Consider the following 16,500-nt stretch of genomic DNA (forward strand, 5'->3'; position numbering starts at 1 on the left):
ATATGACAGATCTGCTGGACATCATCGCCGGCCACCTGAAGCGCGGCGAAGACCTGGTGCTGGCCAGGGTTATCAGTATAAAAGGCTCAAGCCCGCGACACCTTGGCGCCGCTATGATCATACGCAGGAACGGCGGGATTGAAGGAACCGTGGGCGGTGGCCTGATCGAGGCTGCTACCATGAGAAAAGCCGTTGACCTGTTCCGTGAAAAAGGCTTCGCCAGGCTGTGGTTTGATATGACGGGCGATGACATAACCGTAACTGATATGGTTTGCGGCGGCAAATGTGAACTGCTGATTGAGTATCTTCCTGCCGATCACGATACGTCGGCGGTATTTAATAGTCTGTTGGCGGGCAGGCGGCATAACCATAAAAGTTACATAATAACTGCGCTGCCTGCCGCTGGGGAAGGTTCCGAGCCGCTGGAACACAGTGTGCTTGCTCCGGGCCTTTCCTGTGCCACGGGTTCGGATGGGTCCGTCGGATTATCAGCCAGACTGACGGACATGGTATGGAGTCTGAATGAACCTGCGCTGATAGATATCGAGGGTCAGCAGTTCTGGATTGATATCGTGCTTAATACGGGTGTCGCATATATTTTCGGAGCGGGTCACATATCTCGCGAAGTCAATGATCTGGCGATCAGGGTGGGTTTCACGACCGTAGTGCTGGATGACCGTAGCGAATACGCCAACCGCGAGCGGTTTGCGTTGCCGACAGAGCTTATTGTGCTTGAATCGTTTGACGATTGTTTCAACGGTCTTCAAATCGATGATGACAGTTATTTGGTTATTGTTACCCGCGGGCATGCTTATGACAAAACCGTGCTGGCGCAAGCTCTGCGTACAAAAGCCGGCTACATCGGCATGATCGGCAGCAATCGCAAGAGAGATGCTATTTATAAAGCGCTGTTAGAGGAAGGTTTCACAGCAGAGCAGCTTAAAGTGGTGTATTCCCCTATCGGCCTGAAGATAGAAACCGAGACACCTGCCGAGATAGCGGTCAGCATCGTTGGGGAATTAATAAATATAAGGGCGCAGAAGAGGAAATGGAGAAGCCAGGCATCACAGCCATAATACTGGCGGCCGGGTACTCGGAAAGAATGAAGCGGTTTAAACCGCTGCTGGATCTGGGCGGCCAGCCGGTCATTGAGAGGGTAATATCATCATTCCTGAATGCAGGGATAAGCGATATACGAGTTGTCGCAGGCTATTGCAGGGAGAAACTAGTTCATGCGCTGGCCGGTCAAAGTGTAAAGGTGGTAATAAACGACCGTTTTGCCGCAGGGATGTTCTCTTCAGTGCGGGCAGGAGTTACAAACCTGGATTCATCCACGGAGGCGTTTTTTCTTATGCCTGCCGATGTTCCGCTGGTCAGACAGGAGACTATTCGATATCTGGCCGGCGCCTACAGACTTCACAGTGATAGAATTTTAATTCCGGTATTTGGCGCAAGACGGGGGCATCCTCCGCTGATAGCTGCCAGGTTTGCAGGCTCGATAATCGATTATAGCGGAGAAAACGGGCTGGGGGGTGTATTTAGCCTTCACAGCGCCGATATTGTTGCTCTGCCGGTCCCGGACGGGAATATTTTGCTCGATATGGACACGCCGGAGGATTATGTGACCCTGTGCAGGAGATTACAAAGGATGAACGTTCCAACCGCTGCTGAATGCGAGGTCATAATGAGCGATATCCACGGCGTACCGGATGCAGTGATCGCTCATTGCAAAGCGGTGGCATCAGTAGCGCTATTGATTGCTGATAAGATGAACCGGTGTGGATTCAATGTCGACAGGGAGCTTCTCATGTCGGCAGCGCTGCTGCACGACCTGGCGAAAGGGAGGCCGGACCATGCCGCGGAGTCGGCACGTATAATAAGAGCGATGGGATATCCCACAGTCGCCGGGCTTGTCGAAACCCACATGGATATAATTCCCGGCGAAGGCGAGGAAGTCACAGCTGCGGAGGTGCTTTACCTGGCAGATAAACTGGTCAGCAGCGACAGGGTAGTGCCTTTGCAGAATCGTTTTGGCCGGGCTGTTGATCGATATGGAGATAATGCGGAAGCGGCCGACAGGATCAGGATCCGCTATGAGAATGCACTTAATATTCTAACTCGAATCGAAGCGCGCACCGGCGCTCTTGATTTCAGCAGCCGTACGATGGCGGGAGCACAGCCGTGAGCCTGGATCTGAGGATCATCACTAACATTGGTGGCTTTTCACTGAATGTGAGTTGGACCATGGAGAGCGAGCTGGTTGTGCTCTTCGGGCATTCCGGCTCCGGCAAGAGCATGACGTTGCGCACCATCGCAGGAATAGTTCCACAGGGCGACGGATATATCCGGTTGAACGGCAGGCTGCTGTACAGCAAGGATATGAAAATCAACCTTCCCCCACAGCAGAGGTCTGTCGGCTATGTCTTCCAGGACCTGGCTCTCTTTCCCCACATGACCGTGGAGAAAAACATTCTCTTCGGAACGCGCGGTATCGACAGCCGGGAAGCGCGAAAAAAAGCCATGGATATGATGGAGTTGTTCAACCTGGCCGAATTTAGAGGCAGGTATCCTAATGAGATTTCGGGCGGTCAAAAACAGAGGGTGGCCCTGGCCCGGGCATTGATGCGCAATCCCGAGATTCTCCTGCTGGACGAGCCTTTCTCATCTCTGGATGACCAGCTCCGGCTGGAGATGCGCAGGTGCCTGGTAAATGTGGTCAAACGGGAGTTTCGCATACCGGCGATTCTGGTAACGCACAACGTCCTAGAGGTATTTTCGCTGGCGGATAGAGTCATGGTGTATTCCAGGGGCGGAATTGTGCAGTGCGACACGCCCCAGGCCGTCTTCAACAATCCGGTGAATGAAGAAGTCATGTCGCTGGTAAGTTTAAAGACGCTCTATCCCGATTATCTTTTCACGTAAATCAAATCCGGAGGTGATTGTGAGATGCTGTTCTCGATGTTGCTGGCAGTCCTGGCGTTTATGATGGGCATGGCAGCTAAAAATAATAAGGCGGTTAAGGAGCTGTTGCGCGTACGCACCGCTACATATGTCATTATGACCAAGGATGGCACGAGAGGCAGGCGCTATATAATCAGGAACGGGAAATTCTCTTCAGATACGGTACTGAAGGACTATGATATGGCACTGGTTTTCGAGAATGCCGATGTGGGCTTTAAAACCCTGGCCCTGGGTGGAGATACCGGCCTGCAGGTGGCCATCAATAACTATAATTTAAAACTGGCTGGCAACCCTGCCATGTTCAACTTTTTTGGTATCCTTCTATCAATTTGCATGGGCATGATAAAAAGGAAATGAGCGGGAGATTTCTTTAAGAAATCAGAGGTAGAGAAATGAAAATTAATTTGAGCTATGGCAAGTTCATCAAGATAGACGATTATGCCAGCGATGCCATAATCGAGGTTCCGGATAATTGCACGGTACGTGACCTGCTTGTATTTCTCAAGCTGCCGCCATATGTGCAGAAGGCCGTTATCGTACACGTAAACGAGGAGCCGGTCTGGAACGCCACCGTGCTCAAGGATAACGACACAGTGAAATTGTACCGCCTGGTGAGCGGAGGCTGAGAAAGAAGGATGGACGCGGCTACAAAATATCGAATATATGAACATCGGAATTGATATAATTGGGACACTAAAATCCGGGAGGAAGGTCATGCAATCCAAATTCACTTCATACATGTCAATTGTCCTGTTGTTGGTCGTCCTATTATGTATTGGATGTTCAGCGCCGGCTGCCACGGTGAACGTGTCTGCGGCAGCAAGTCTCACCGACGTGATCGGTGAAGTCAATGCGCTCTATCAAAAAGAGCATTCGAATGTAACCATCACCTCGAATTTCGCGGCATCGGGTGTCTTACAGCAGCAGATCGAGAACGGCGCGCCGGTGGACGTATTCATATCGGCGTCTCCCAAGCAGATCGATGCGCTTCAAAGCAAAGGCCTGATCGTGGAGGGTACACAAAAGGACTTGCTGTGCAACAAAGTAGTGCTGATAGTGCCCGGCGACAGCACCCTGGACATAAAGAGCTTCAACGATCTGACGGGCGACGCGGTCAAAAAGGTATCTATAGGTGATCCTGATTCGGTGCCGGCCGGCCAGTATGCACGGGATATCTTAAATCAATTCGATATCATGGAAACGTTGAAGCCCAAGTTGGTGCTTGCCGGCAATGTGCGGCAGGTGTTGCAGTATGTCGAAAGTTCCAACGTCGATGCAGGTATTGTATTTCTAACGGATGCCAGAATATCAAAGAGCGTTAAGGTTGTGGCTGACGCGCCGTATGAGATCAATAAAAAAGTCGTCTACCCTGTGGCCTTAATAAAAACGGGAAAGGACATGGCGTCTGCCTCAGCTTACGAGGCGTTCTTATTCAGCGAAGAGGCGGGCGCCATATTCGATAAATACGGCTTTACCGTGATCAAATAGCAGATAAGGTGGAAGATTTAATCGCAGGATAGCGCAGATGATGGACTCTTTGCTTTCACCGCTATGGATCTCTCTGTCGACTGTTTTTACAGCCACGGTGATCACCTTCTTTGCGGGTATAGCTGTGGCCCGCTGGATGGCAAGGTATGAGGGAAGGCTGAGGAATTTCATCGACGGTATCCTGATTCTGCCGCTTGTTTTGCCTCCAACCGTTGTGGGCCTGGGTCTGCTGATGCTGTTCGGCAAGAACGGTCCTATGGGACAACTGCTGTTATTGTTCGGAACAACGGTGGTTTTCTCCTGGCCGGCAACGGTCATTACCGCCACCGTTGTATCCTTTCCGTTGATGTACATGAATGCGCGGGGCGCTTTCGAGCAGGTTGACATAAGCATAGAGAATGCGGCGCGCACGCTGGGGGCCAGTGAGTGGAGGACATTCTGGTCGGTCACGCTGCCCCTGGCCTGGCCGGGGGTGGCGGCCGGCGCCGTTATGGCTTTTGCCCGGGCCATCGGCGAGTTCGGCGCCACACTGATGCTGGCCGGATATATACCGGGCAAGACGGCAACCTTACCGGTGGCGATTTACTTCGCAGTCCAGGACGGTGATATGCACCAGGCGCTGGTGCTGGTAGTTATCGTGCTTATTATCGTCTTCATATCTCTCAGCGCTCTGGCTTACTTCAAGGGCAAGACATACAAGGCGATAACGATCTGAAGGCCTGGTCAGCGATCATCAAACTGGTTTGAAGGCGGCATCCTCCAGCCTGACATCGCGGATATCCAGCAGCCGGTACTCACTTTTTGAAATCACGCTGCCTGTCGATAAAGATAATCGCTGTTTGAAAATGGGGCCGTTTATTACAACCGTGTGGTATTCGCCGTTTTCACCGCATGGATCGATATTATTCTTTTTAAGATAATCCCTGAATGACGCGTCCACCTTTTTTCCTACCCATTTTTCATCCATCTGCTTAGAGTTGACGCCTACAATGACCGCCTCAAAGCCGAGATCGATAAATTGGTCGAGTAATTCATCGGTGGGCCTGCCCCAGAGAGGCTCCAGCGCCTCGATGCCTATTTCGCCGCATACACGCTCAACCCACTCTCTGTGGACATCCAGATAGATGTCGCCGAATATCATTCCTTTTACCCCGGTGGGGAGCAGGCTGCGTACTCCAGCCTTGAAATCACGCTCATAGCCGTCCCAATCCGTCTCGTACTGCGCTACCTTTATGCCCATGGCGGCGCCCTGCTGCTTTATCAGGTCGGCGTTGGTCCCGTGAAACCTGACTCTCTTTTGGTCATCGGAGATGAAGTTCACCAGGTGCGTAACTTTACAGCCGCGCTGCAACGCTTCATAAAGCGCCATGCAGCTGTCCTTGCCTCCGCTCCACGATACAATGTAATTTTCACCTTTTATCGCCGTCGCTTTGTTATTCATTCTTTACTCCTTCAATTCCCGCTCGCTGTAATATTCATCCAGATAGCCCAGGATGTCGCCGCGGGAGAGTTGATTTTTAAGGTTGTAATCGTAAAGGGTGTATTCATGATCGGGGCTTTTAAGTGATTTGAACCAGATATGCGGCGGCTCATCGTCGCGGTGGGTGAATCCGGCCTGGCGGTTGAGCTCCAGCCAGGTATCCCACATGCGGGAGCTGGCCCTTTTAAGTTCAACCGGCGTCTTCTCAATGCCTGTGATGGCCGAGTACAGATCAGCCAGGGTTTGCAGGCTGTAAAAACGCGATATATAAAGGCGGTGGCACTGGCCGAGTATATTGAACAATCCGAAGAAGTCCTCACCGTGTTTGGCCAGGCGTCCCGGATTGAAAGAGTCGGCTGTGAAGAGGCGTTCCATATCCGATGGCGCAACACCGCAGCGCTCGGCTTGTTTTCTGATGTCGGCCAGAGGCCACCCCGGGCTGTAAGAAGGCGCCCCCATGGCAGGGGCTACACCCAGAGTGCGACCGGGATGCACCAGCATACCGAGGTGCATGGGCAGAAAACCGCTCATGCGCGGATCAAAGGCGATGAATTGTCCCTTGACCACATTCTGCACGCGCCCTGCAGCCAGGTTGCCTATTTTACGGGCTGCGCTCAGGACACCGTCGCACAGCACAGCGCCAAATCCCTCGCGGGCGGCGGTCATACGCGCCAGCGCCAGCAGAGTGTCATAGCTGCGGTCAAGCTTCAAGCCGTTTGTATCACTTTTGTTGATGATCTCCTGCTCATAAAGAGTAATTACGAAGTCAGCAAGGCCGTTAAAACTGTAAACGCGGTCAAGACCCAGCCGGTTGATCTCATCGTAGTACTGGATGGCCATGCGGTATCTATCTGCAATCGTGCCTTCGTTGTTATAACCAAGGGCGGGTGAATAGGTCAGGGCGGCCATCTCCATGAAGACGGCTGTATCATAGCTGCTGCGGCAGCCGGGCAGGTCCAGGCGGTCCTTATCCGACAGCGGACAGGTTGCGCAGGCAATCTTTTTTCGGGCTGCTTTATGCGATTCATAAAGCCCTGCCTTGGTCTCTTTTAAGTCGGCAGGGTATGGTATAAGCTCTGAAGAGTTACGCGCCACTACGCCGGGAGGTATCCAGGCGGAGGTCATAGTCATGGCGCCGCCCTTCATCATCTCGCCGCGCAGGTGATAACTATTTATCTTCTCTGATATCCCATCCACTATGGCCCGCAGCCGCTTCGGATCTGCCACCTCAATGGACCTGCTGCCCATGCAGGCAACGATAGCCTTGAGCTTCTTTGAGCCCATAACCGCAGCCAGGCCGCCGGAGCCGATGGTACCGCCTTTATCGATGTGAGTGACCGAGATGGCCGATTGTCTTTCACCAGCAATTCCTATGGGGATGATGCTGCAGGGGGAATGTCTCAGCCTGAGTTCGTCGGCCGAGTCGAACCCGTCCAGGCTCCATATATCGGAAGCGTGTTTCAAACCGACGTTATCGTCCTCAATAACCAGATAGACCGGCCATTGCGACCGTCCGGTTATCACCAGATAGTCGTAGCCCGAGGATTTAAGGAAGTGACTGAAAACTCCTCCGGCATTGCTGTGGGGGAAAGATCCGTTTAGCGGGGATTTGTAGACAGACATTGTCTGGGAAGCGCCGGGTATGAATGTACCGTTGAAGGGTCCCGTGCCGATAATAATGGCGTTGCCGGGTGAAAGCGGATCGACATCCGGGCGTATCAGATCGAGGGCCAGCCTGTTGTTGATGGCTGCGCCGCCGATACATTCCCTGACGAGGTCTTCATCCAGAGGCTGTTTGCGTGAAGTGCCGTCCGAAAGGTTCACGTAAAGGATGTTGCCCGCGTAGCCGCCCAGCTTCATATCAGATCTCACCCGCCTCTTTACTGGCAGTCAGGGCACCATAAGGGCAATAGCGGGCGCAGATCAGGCAGGCATCGCAATCCGCGTTGAAGCTAACATCAAACTCGTTGGGGCGTCCCACCAGCCGCTCAATCCGGATATTCGAAGCGGCAAGGCTGAATTTATTGCCGGATCTGAAAGAGCATCGCAGCATGCAGGTGATACAGCCGGCGCATTTTGAAGAATCGGCCTCGATAAATCGTTTGTCTTTTTCCACCCTGACTGTCATAGCATATGTCTGTGAAAAAGCAGGGACGGGTCTTCAGACCCGTCCACAAGAGCGGGCGCAGCTAAAGCAACGTCCCTGCATGCTTTCCTATTAAATACCTAAGCTACCTTACAGTGCGCCGATGCCCAGCTTTTCCATACGGTCTTTGCTGGGCTTGCCGGTTGACTTGTCCCAATCGCGTATCTCGTAATACTCAGGCAGCATCTTGGCCATGTTGGGTACATTGCCTTCCTGACCGCCGTCGGGTATCGGCCGCAGCGCGATCTCCGGCAACTGGTCGTCCCTGGGGGTGACGCCGAACCTGCAGGTCATAGTTCTCATGAGCTGGAAGATGCGCTCGCCTGCCTTGAGAATAGCGTCCTGGTCCACTCCCCAGCCGGTGGATGCATTAATCATATCCACTATCGACTGCGTCGACATCATGGCAAAGTGGCAGATGCCCAGAGCATCGGTGAGTGAGCGCCAGTCCTGCGAGAGCACGACCATGGGGGCCTTGTCGTCTCCCCAGCGGTCTCCCGGATTCAAGCCGAGGTCGGGATTGCCCATGCCGTTTTCAACCAGGTAGGCGTCGCTTTTGTTGTGGTCAGCGCCTCGGTTGCTGGTAGCATAGGCCAGGCCCATGCAGCAGTAAGCGCGCGGGTCATGCATGGGGAACTCCAGGCCCTTGACCTGCATGGCCTCGCCGGGGCAGTTATACCTGGCCGCCATGCGCTTGGTGCCCTCCTGTATGATCTTGCCGAAGCCCTCGTTCCTGGCGATGAGGTCGATCAGTTTAAGCGTGACGTCGATATCGCCCCACTTTAACTCCAGGCCGCCCGTATCTTTGCTGGTGATAACACCCTTCTCATAGAGGTAGAAAGCGAAAGCGGCGCTGGAACCGCTGCTGATGCTGTCGAAGCCGTAACCATTGACCAGCTCATTGAAATGATTGATAGCTCCCAGATCGGCGATCATGAGCTGCGGCCCCCAGGCAATGAGAGTCTCATATTCAGGCCCTTCGGTGGGTTTCTCCTTCTTGAAGCGACCTTCTTTGATGTGCAACACCTTGCGACATCCGATCGGGCAGCCGAAGCAGGCCGTATTTCCGACCTGGTATTGCTCGGACTGTGTAACGCCGCTGATATCAGTGGCTTCAGGCATGGTGGCGATAGTATAGTATTTGGTGGGCGTGTCGCCGTAGGCGATGCCCGAATCCACCCATCCGCATGTGCCCGTATCATGCATTATAGTTGTGACAAAGCCGCTCTTGACCTCCTCCATGGCGCCGCGGGCGAATTCCCTGAATTTCTCCGGGTCATGCATGGGGATCTTGGCCTTACCTCTTACCGCAATGGCCTTGAGCTTCTTGGTGCCCATGACGCAGCCCATGCCGGCCCGCCCCGCGCAGTGGCCGTCCTCGGTCATGATGTTGGCGAACAGCACTTCGTTTTCCCCTGCCTGTCCAATGCAGGCCACGCGCGTGCGCTGGTCGTCATATTCCTTGCGTATAGCCTCGATCGTCTGGTATGTGTTCTTACCCCATAAAGCAGCCGCATCTTTAAGCTCGGCTTTGCCGTCTTTTATGTACAGGTAAACGGGTTTGTCGGATTTTCCCTTGACGATAATACCGTCGTAGCCGGCGAAACGCAGTTCGGAGCCGAAGTGCGCCGCGCCGTTGGCATCGCCGTAATAGGTTGTATAGGGCGAACGGGCCGCGACCACCCAGCGGCTGAAGCTGGGGCCGCCCGTGCCCGTCAGTAGCCCGGCCATGAAAATAAGCGGATTATCGGGGCCCATCGGGTCTGTTTTGTCCGTGGTAAGGTCCGCCAGGTAGCGGCAGGCGATGCCTCCCGCGCCGATAAAGTCGCGAGCGTACTGTTCGTTCAGCGGCTCATCTTTCAGTTCTTTTTTAGTCAGGTCGACAACAAGTATCTTGCCCATGTATCCATTCATGGCAGACCCTCCGTGCTTGTTATTTTACGATATCCCGCTCTGTGGTGATCATTAGAAATCGACCGGCTTGCCGTCGTAGGCGCAGATGAACATTTTCTCAAGGTCGGCGTTGTCCGCGATCCTTGTAACCGCGATGGTCATGGCTTCATTCACCGCCCTGTCGACAAGTTCGGGCATGGCCTTCAGGTATTTGTCTTTATCGATCTTAAGGTCTTTGACTGAAGGGCTTTGCCCGATATCTTTCATCAGTTTACGTACAGCCGCAATCAGCGCCTTGCAGCATTCTTTATCGCTGCCCTGTGCAATGCCGCAAAAACGGGCGATCTCGGCATACCTTTGAAGGGACTCTTCCGAACCATTAGCTATGTATTCCATGGTATATGGAAGGTATAAGCCCATAGCCACACCATGCGGTGTATGGAAGATGCCTCCCAGGGCGTGCCCGCAGCTGTGCGCCAGCCCGGCCATGCCGTTGCCGAAGCAGGTGCCGGCCTGGCAGGCTGCATACATCATGTACTTGCGGGCTTCCTCATCCTTGCCGTTATCGACGGCTTTCTTAAGATTTTCGAAGATATATTTTATGGCGAGCAATCCCGGGCCGTCCGTAAACGGCGTACGCCATGTCGCAGTGTAGCCTTCTACGGCGTGGGTGAGGGCGTCCATGCCGGTAGATCCTGTTACATGCGGCGGCATGCTCATGACCATACGGGGATCGAGGATGGCCACATCGGGCAGCGTCTCGTAAGAGCCCAGCGCCACTTTCCTCTGGCCTTCAACATCTGTCAATACTATGGCCCAGGTTGCCTCCGAGCCCGTGCCGCTGGTGGTGGGGATGCAGATCAGGCGGGCCTTGGCCCTGAGATTGTAAAAATCGGATGGCGACATATCCAGCGGGCCGATGCCGGCGCCGTAACATACCATAGTTGACTTGCAGGCGTCCATGGAAGATCCACCGCCCAGACCGATGAACAAATCCGGCTTGAAATCTTTAGCGATAACAGTTGCCTTTTCCACAGTCTGTATCGAAGGATCAGGCTCAACCCCGTCGAAAACCTTGCACTCGATATTGGCTGTTTTCAGTTCAGCCATGACCAACTCGTGCAGGCCGAGCTTGACGATGTTGGCATCCGTGACTATGAAGGCGCGTTTGGCCAGGAAAGTGTTGAGATACTGCAGTGAATCGTCGCCAAAAACGGTAAACGGAACACCAAAAAACTGCATATTGCTTCCTCCTCAGTATAAATACCGGGAAACCTTGATTCTAATTACAGCGATTGTTACTCGGGATATTCGGTCTGAACTTGTGTTACGCAGTTGACCAGCTCCTGCGCTGCCTTGACGGCGCGCATGACCTTGCCCATGTTGCCGGTGAGTTTGAGCTGGCGCGTAACAATAGCCTGGATAGGATCGACTTTCTTCTCGGCCACCTTGCGCCAGGTAGCTATAGAAGCTGACAGAACAAATTCCGGCTTATACTTGTCCTTCTCCGCCGCCGGTATGACATCAACCTTGCGGCATTTGCCGTGCCAGAGGTCGACATACTGATAACCGGGCTCTTTGACAGCTCCCCCCGGCTCGATGATGAAATAGAAGTCACCTTCCCATGTTTTTGCCGCGTCCTCATACGGTTTGCTTGCATTGATTGCATCCATGAACGCGGTTGCCCACTCCAGTGTTCCAAATACTGCCATACCATACCTCCCTGAATTAGTTTTGCTGGTATTCTATGCGGACAGGAGAGGGATGTCAACAGCACTCAGTTACGGAGATTGTCAGCCCTGCCATGAGTATTGACTCTTTGAACTGGTTGACTGCTGTTTAAATGGTATAAAATGGTTTTTAACAGCATACATCAAGAGCAGGGTAAAAGAGTGAAATCACGGAACATAACCGTGAAAGGGAATGAATATGAAACGACAGTCTGAAGAACTGAAGAACGTCGCTTATGAGCTTTTCATAGTAGCATTATCAATAATCGCAATAACAAATATTCTAATTTTCTACGTTACCTCGGACCGGGATATTGCCGGTGTGTTGGGGGTGATGGACTGGACATACAGCTTCATATTCCTGGTAGACTTCATAATGCGGCTTTCGCTGGCAAAATCTAAATTCAACTACTTTTTCAAACAGTTCGGCTGGGCTGACCTTCTGTCGGCAGGGCCGATAAACTGGGCCAAACTGCTGCGCCTTATCAGGATCGTACGAACCGCCAGAATGTTGTCCAGCTACGGCCGCCACAACTTTATACGCGAACTCAAAGATTATAGCTCTGCAACAGCTTTCCTCACCGTTCTGTTTCTCATCATGTTAATACTGGAATTCGGCGGCATAGCTATAGTGAAGTTAGAGAACAAGGTGCCCGGCGCCCAGATCAGTAACTGGCAGGATGCCATGTGGTTTATCTATCAGACGATCACGACCACAGGTTATGGCGATGTTGTGCCCGTAACCGGTGAGGGACGTTTTGTGGGGATACTGGTTATGACGGCCGGCACGGCGCTTTTCGGCACCCTAACGGGTTTTGTGGCGAATGCATTCCTGCAAAGGCGCGGGGGTAAGGGATCGATGAGGCGGGTCAGCAAGGGCAAGGACGATCAGGGGGTAACTCTGTCGGAGATTAAACGCCTCATACAGGAGCAGAAGCAGTCTCAGGTGGAGCTCGAGGCAAAGATCGACGAGCTTGAGAAATTGCTTTAGAATGGCAATGACTGCTCACAATCGGTGATCCCTTGTCTGGAGATGGAAGTGGAGGCGATAGCGACTGCGTTAAATAAAATTCCTTTTAATACTAGTATTATCCGACGATGGGTATAAGCAATTACGGCCAAGCAGTCATGCCGATGAACGTCATGCCATACGCAGGTATGATTAATGCTATAAACTTGCCGGTCCAAATGCTGAAACTGGGAGCAGGTAAATAGCGAAATATCCCCAGGAGTAGCACCTGAACTGACCGTTTATACCTTACAATCAGGGTCGCATGTACTCGTGAATCAGAGGGGTTTTAACATCGATTTTATCCCCTGCCACATTGAGCTTAATGTCGCAATCCGATAGGAATCGGAAATAAGCATGACCTCCGCCGCCTTTTGCACCCCACGGTGAAAGCCCTTCTAACAAGTGATTCAATTTATGAGTGATCGTCCCCTTAAGGACGCTGCCTTCAGGCCGTAGGACCAGTGTCTGCGGATATTGTGCACCGGTCAATTTATCCGTCACGAAGTCGCTGCCTTCCGCGGTAATATCTGTCGTCACATCCACCAGTTTTTCTCCCTTATAGACAAGTATCACCGAAATAGGCTTATTCCTAAGGGCATCGGTCATCTCGCCTACCGAATATATAAACGTGTAATCAGGCAGGTATATCCGGCCCCAGTACCAGTAATTGTACATCGCTGTCAGTGCTACATTGCCCCAGTTATGATCATGATAACCAGCACCCTTCACAGGGATTTCCTTCCCATTAAAAATCAATGTTCCTGTTACCTTGGCCCTTGGTAGAGCTACTACCCAACCGATCCACCTGTCCGGCTGCCTGGTGAAATAGGACACGCCATCAGGGGGTGACCGGAAAGCCTCAGTAACGCTTTCGAATATCAATTTGCATCCCAGGTCTTTATCGCGGAACTCCATGTCATACCGGGAGATGTTGCCTTTTAAATGGTTGGTTCCCATAGTCACATCACAGCTTGTTTTCGAGGCAGCGACATCCCTTACGGCAAAAGGAACATCCACGCTCGTCTTCTTGCCCGAGGGATCATAAATGGCAAACATTACGAGGTGTGTATTCTCTTCATCACCACCTATGAAACTCGGATCAACAATCTGCCATGCCGCTGACATAGAGTAGCCATTATCAAAAGCAGCATCCAGATACCACCATTCATAAATAATACCGGCAGTTTCGTGCAGTGAATCGTCCGCATCGGAAGGAGTAAATATTGCCTTCATCGTGGGCTTTTCATCCATCATACAGCCTCCTTGATTGGGTTGTTTTTGATCTAAGTAAACGGACTTGTGAAGCGGTCCCCATAAGCCTCACTACTACCGCACTACCTGATCGAATTATAGCACTGCAGGGAAATTAACTTCTAATGATTGGATTCCATGATATTTTTCATAGTCGAACATACATACCATTGAACGTCAATTGGCGCTTAAGGTTTGGTGGTAAACAGACTTAAATTGGGCAATATTCAACATTACCTGAGAATATTTTTACGATAGTAGGATTAACTTTAGAGGTGGTACAATTATGGAGGGCAGGTCAAGCTCAAAGATGATCTAGATTAAAAGGGGGCTTTATAAATGGTAAGAAAAATAAGAAAGGATATCACTGGTCCTGGATTGGCAAAAAGACTTAAGGGTAATACTGGGGCAAGAAAGATTAGAAAAGACATTACTGGTCCAGGACTAGAAAAACGACTTTCTAACCGTAAGGGTAAATAGGGATCCTTTCTTCAGCTACTTTCCTGTGGGCTAACCCTATCACAATTCACCCTCAAGTACGTAGGGAACTCAGATTAGGTACGGAACTCAATTCTATCAATCTGAAAATTAAGTCTCTCGAGAAATAGAGCCTCTGGCCAAGTGCCGATTTCATCGAGGGCAGCATCCTCAGCAACTTCTTGGTTGGGGGCTTCCACTTTCATATCAATTGTCCCAGCATATGTGATGCTTACTATGTATTTCATTTTCATTCACTCTGTTTCATTGGGAACTATATATTAAACGCAGAATGTATTTAATTACAGATTGTCAAACCCTATTTACCCCCGTACCCTTGCATACTTCACAGGGTGCTCCAAATGCATAGGGATCTTTACCACTACCACGGCAACGGACACACTTGATTAGAGTAGATTTGCTCGATTTAACCGTTTTTTGTGGTATACCCCCGGTAACACCTGTGCCTCCACATACTTCACAAGGTGCACCGAAACCCATTGGGTCTTTCCCTGTACCACGGCAACGTCTGCAATTATTTTGACCGGCCATGTTAGATTTCCTCCTTCACCCTGTAAAATCCTTTGTTTAGTTAAAGCATCTAGTTAATCATATTTCGTTAATAATTTCGTTTTGTGATTACCCCGACTTTAGGAATCTTCAATAGTCCATCTTTAAGGTCTTTAAAATACGCTGGTGATATTTCCTTCTGCGGATCGAACAACACGATAAATAGAAGTGTGTGATGACCCCCAGCAAGGTATCTTATGACTTTATGTGAAAGATCCCTCAATTGATTTTTACCAGTGGGACCCTTTATCTCTATTGCAATATGCTCTATACGGATATCGGGTTGAGATGACCCCACTCTTTTATTAGACTGGGCCTGGTGAAATTTGTTTTGCAGATAATTAAAAAGTTCATTATGATAGCCTCCTTCATTATCATATTGCCTACTTGGCCTGAAATTGAGTATCTCATTCCAGACATTACGACTAAATACGTCTTTCATTTCTCCAGGTTCCCATGTCCGTTCGCTGATATTAGAATGGCATTCTGCCGGGTTGAAATTATTCGGTATGTAGTGTGCAGTTGTTGAACGTATTGACTGGAAAACATGAAAACAATACTGCCAGAAGCGACGTGATGTTAATAAAATGCCAATGATCAATAGAGAAATAGTTAATAAGACCATTTCTATCGGAGAACGTTTCACCAATACTTGAATTACCCATGGTATAACATAGATATAGACTATTAGTGCAATCAACATGAAAATCAGAACAAAGACCAGAAAACGGTCGAGGACATTTTTATTGATAGATTCTGAGGTTATCCATTTTTGTGTTGAGTTGACCGCTGATTTCAATAAAGTAATAAGGCCATGGCGAAATTTGGCTGCAAAGATCAAGCTTGCTACTAATGCACCCAATAGCGAAGATAGTATGTACAAAATCCAGTTGTTCTGAGTAACAAATAAACTAATAAACGGTGCTAGTATGAATACGGACACGAGCGCAAGATCTGCGACCAAGAGAATAATTATGGCTATTCGTCGACTGTTTACTGCCCTATGACCAACTGTTTCATCTTTATATTTTGGGACATCGAAGTCATTAACTTTGGGAATATACTCAGCTTTATATTTGGGGATACCATTGTCCTTAACTTTGGGAACATACTCAGCTCTATATTTGGGAACATCATCGACTTTGTCTTTGGGGATGTATTCGGACGGATAGAGCTTTCTTTCTAGCCATTCTTGATGATAAAGTTCTCGCAATGAGGGATCCTTAACTACACTATATGCAAAGTCTATTTTACTCATAGTTTCTGCAGCCGAGGGATCATTATTGCTGTCCGGATCGTATTCTTTAGCCAGTCTCTTATATGCTTCTTCAATAACTCCTGGCTCAGCCAATGAATTAACCTGGAGTATTTCGTAATAATCTTCAAAAGTAGCCATCGGTTAATTACACATAATATAAAACTGTATTCCTATGATAGGGTGGAAAGACTTGAAAGCTCCCCAGCACAAGTTTCCTTAACCTCATCAATCCAG

Annotated in this window: 18 protein-coding genes; 9 read left to right on the forward strand and 9 right to left on the reverse strand. The window is 50.5% G+C overall.

Features of this window, described 5'->3' with window-relative positions; all coding sequences use genetic code 11:
• Positions 1-2 precede the first annotated feature (2 nt).
• From WC359_00395 to modB, 7 genes are all read left to right on the forward strand, one after another.
• On the forward strand, positions 3-1,076 hold the full coding sequence (locus WC359_00395; protein MFA5398895.1) for an XdhC family aldehyde oxidoreductase maturation factor: 1,074 nt from the start codon (positions 3-5) through the stop codon (positions 1,074-1,076).
• Positions 1,049-2,185, forward strand: coding sequence for a DVU_1551 family NTP transferase (locus tag WC359_00400; GenBank protein MFA5398896.1), 1,137 nt, complete (start codon positions 1,049-1,051; stop codon positions 2,183-2,185). Before WC359_00395 ends, WC359_00400 begins: the two co-directional genes overlap by 28 nt.
• A complete protein-coding gene (locus tag WC359_00405) occupies positions 2,182-2,922 on the forward strand; it encodes an ABC transporter ATP-binding protein (GenBank protein MFA5398897.1) in 741 nt (246 codons plus the stop codon). The genes WC359_00400 and WC359_00405 overlap by 4 nt, the downstream gene beginning before the upstream one ends.
• 24 nt (positions 2,923-2,946) lie before the next feature.
• The gene (locus WC359_00410; GenBank protein MFA5398898.1) at positions 2,947-3,318 is read left to right on the forward strand and encodes a hypothetical protein; all 372 of its coding nucleotides are present in this window, start codon (positions 2,947-2,949) and stop codon (positions 3,316-3,318) included.
• A 35-nt stretch (positions 3,319-3,353) separates the two neighbouring features.
• Positions 3,354-3,587: a MoaD/ThiS family protein gene (locus tag WC359_00415; protein ID MFA5398899.1), complete on the forward strand. Its 234-nt coding sequence runs from the start codon at positions 3,354-3,356 to the stop codon at positions 3,585-3,587.
• 88 nt (positions 3,588-3,675) lie between these two features.
• On the forward strand, positions 3,676-4,449 hold the full coding sequence (gene modA, locus WC359_00420; protein ID MFA5398900.1) for a molybdate ABC transporter substrate-binding protein: 774 nt from the start codon (positions 3,676-3,678) through the stop codon (positions 4,447-4,449).
• 40 nt (positions 4,450-4,489) lie between these two features.
• Positions 4,490-5,164 carry a molybdate ABC transporter permease subunit gene (modB, locus tag WC359_00425; GenBank protein MFA5398901.1) on the forward strand — a complete coding sequence of 225 codons (675 nt, stop codon included), beginning with the start codon at positions 4,490-4,492 and terminating at the stop codon, positions 5,162-5,164.
• A gap of 18 nt (positions 5,165-5,182) precedes the next feature.
• Here the strand turns inward: modB and WC359_00430 are convergent, their stop codons facing one another.
• The 6 genes from WC359_00430 to WC359_00455 form a co-directional block, all read right to left on the reverse strand.
• Entirely contained in the window at positions 5,183-5,890 is a 708-nt protein-coding gene (locus WC359_00430) for a diphthine--ammonia ligase (GenBank protein MFA5398902.1), read from the reverse strand.
• A gap of 3 nt (positions 5,891-5,893) precedes the next feature.
• The gene (locus WC359_00435; protein ID MFA5398903.1) at positions 5,894-7,801 is read right to left on the reverse strand and encodes an aldehyde ferredoxin oxidoreductase N-terminal domain-containing protein; all 1,908 of its coding nucleotides are present in this window, start codon (positions 7,799-7,801) and stop codon (positions 5,894-5,896) included.
• Positions 7,791-8,057, reverse strand: a complete 267-nt coding sequence (locus WC359_00440) for a 4Fe-4S binding protein (GenBank protein MFA5398904.1) — start codon at positions 8,055-8,057, stop codon at positions 7,791-7,793. The genes WC359_00435 and WC359_00440 overlap by 11 nt, the downstream gene beginning before the upstream one ends.
• 108 nt (positions 8,058-8,165) lie before the next feature.
• On the reverse strand, positions 8,166-9,989 hold the full coding sequence (locus WC359_00445; protein MFA5398905.1) for an aldehyde ferredoxin oxidoreductase family protein: 1,824 nt from the start codon (positions 9,987-9,989) through the stop codon (positions 8,166-8,168).
• A gap of 51 nt (positions 9,990-10,040) precedes the next feature.
• Positions 10,041-11,210, reverse strand: coding sequence for an iron-containing alcohol dehydrogenase (locus WC359_00450; protein ID MFA5398906.1), 1,170 nt, complete (start codon positions 11,208-11,210; stop codon positions 10,041-10,043).
• A 56-nt stretch (positions 11,211-11,266) separates the two neighbouring features.
• Positions 11,267-11,680 (reverse strand): SCP2 sterol-binding domain-containing protein, encoded by a 414-nt coding sequence (locus WC359_00455; protein ID MFA5398907.1) that lies wholly within the window; start codon positions 11,678-11,680, stop codon positions 11,267-11,269.
• A gap of 217 nt (positions 11,681-11,897) precedes the next feature.
• Here WC359_00455 and WC359_00460 point away from each other — a divergent pair, with 217 nt between their 5' ends.
• Complete coding sequence (locus WC359_00460; GenBank protein ID MFA5398908.1) at positions 11,898-12,689, forward strand: ion transporter; 792 nt, start codon at positions 11,898-11,900, stop codon at positions 12,687-12,689.
• A 273-nt stretch (positions 12,690-12,962) separates the two neighbouring features.
• Here the strand turns inward: WC359_00460 and WC359_00465 are convergent, their stop codons facing one another.
• The gene (locus tag WC359_00465; GenBank protein ID MFA5398909.1) at positions 12,963-13,964 is read right to left on the reverse strand and encodes a lipocalin-like domain-containing protein; all 1,002 of its coding nucleotides are present in this window, start codon (positions 13,962-13,964) and stop codon (positions 12,963-12,965) included.
• A gap of 336 nt (positions 13,965-14,300) precedes the next feature.
• Between WC359_00465 and WC359_00470 the strand changes: the two genes are divergently transcribed.
• Positions 14,301-14,441, forward strand: coding sequence for a hypothetical protein (locus tag WC359_00470; protein ID MFA5398910.1), 141 nt, complete (start codon positions 14,301-14,303; stop codon positions 14,439-14,441).
• A gap of 74 nt (positions 14,442-14,515) precedes the next feature.
• Here the strand turns inward: WC359_00470 and WC359_00475 are convergent, their stop codons facing one another.
• Positions 14,516-14,686: a hypothetical protein gene (locus WC359_00475; GenBank protein MFA5398911.1), complete on the reverse strand. Its 171-nt coding sequence runs from the start codon at positions 14,684-14,686 to the stop codon at positions 14,516-14,518.
• A 371-nt stretch (positions 14,687-15,057) separates the two neighbouring features.
• Entirely contained in the window at positions 15,058-16,404 is a 1,347-nt protein-coding gene (locus WC359_00480) for a DnaJ domain-containing protein (GenBank protein ID MFA5398912.1), read from the reverse strand.
• Positions 16,405-16,500 lie beyond the last annotated feature (96 nt).

This window comes from Dehalococcoidia bacterium (assembly GCA_041653995.1).
Lineage (GTDB): Bacteria > Chloroflexota > Dehalococcoidia > GIF9 > UBA5629 > CAIMUM01.

What these genes read in the sequence shown, in the direction of transcription:
- WC359_00395 (MFA5398895.1), top strand. Translation starts at nt 3, where the DNA reads ATGACAGATCTGCTGGACATCATCGCCGGCCACCTGAAGCGCGGCGAA.
- WC359_00400 (MFA5398896.1), top strand. Translation starts at nt 1,049, where the DNA reads ATGGAGAAGCCAGGCATCACAGCCATAATACTGGCGGCCGGGTACTCG.
- WC359_00410 (MFA5398898.1), top strand. Translation starts at nt 2,947, where the DNA reads ATGCTGTTCTCGATGTTGCTGGCAGTCCTGGCGTTTATGATGGGCATG.
- WC359_00415 (MFA5398899.1), top strand. Translation starts at nt 3,354, where the DNA reads ATGAAAATTAATTTGAGCTATGGCAAGTTCATCAAGATAGACGATTAT.
- modA (MFA5398900.1), top strand. Translation starts at nt 3,676, where the DNA reads ATGCAATCCAAATTCACTTCATACATGTCAATTGTCCTGTTGTTGGTC.
- modB (MFA5398901.1), top strand. Translation starts at nt 4,490, where the DNA reads ATGGACTCTTTGCTTTCACCGCTATGGATCTCTCTGTCGACTGTTTTT.
- WC359_00430 (MFA5398902.1), bottom strand. Translation starts at nt 5,890, where the DNA reads ATGAATAACAAAGCGACGGCGATAAAAGGTGAAAATTACATTGTATCG.
- WC359_00440 (MFA5398904.1), bottom strand. Translation starts at nt 8,057, where the DNA reads ATGACAGTCAGGGTGGAAAAAGACAAACGATTTATCGAGGCCGATTCT.
- WC359_00445 (MFA5398905.1), bottom strand. Translation starts at nt 9,989, where the DNA reads ATGAATGGATACATGGGCAAGATACTTGTTGTCGACCTGACTAAAAAA.
- WC359_00450 (MFA5398906.1), bottom strand. Translation starts at nt 11,210, where the DNA reads ATGCAGTTTTTTGGTGTTCCGTTTACCGTTTTTGGCGACGATTCACTG.
- WC359_00455 (MFA5398907.1), bottom strand. Translation starts at nt 11,680, where the DNA reads ATGGCAGTATTTGGAACACTGGAGTGGGCAACCGCGTTCATGGATGCA.
- WC359_00460 (MFA5398908.1), top strand. Translation starts at nt 11,898, where the DNA reads ATGAAACGACAGTCTGAAGAACTGAAGAACGTCGCTTATGAGCTTTTC.
- WC359_00465 (MFA5398909.1), bottom strand. Translation starts at nt 13,964, where the DNA reads ATGATGGATGAAAAGCCCACGATGAAGGCAATATTTACTCCTTCCGAT.
- WC359_00470 (MFA5398910.1), top strand. Translation starts at nt 14,301, where the DNA reads ATGGTAAGAAAAATAAGAAAGGATATCACTGGTCCTGGATTGGCAAAA.
- WC359_00475 (MFA5398911.1), bottom strand. Translation starts at nt 14,686, where the DNA reads ATGAAATACATAGTAAGCATCACATATGCTGGGACAATTGATATGAAA.
- WC359_00480 (MFA5398912.1), bottom strand. Translation starts at nt 16,404, where the DNA reads ATGGCTACTTTTGAAGATTATTACGAAATACTCCAGGTTAATTCATTG.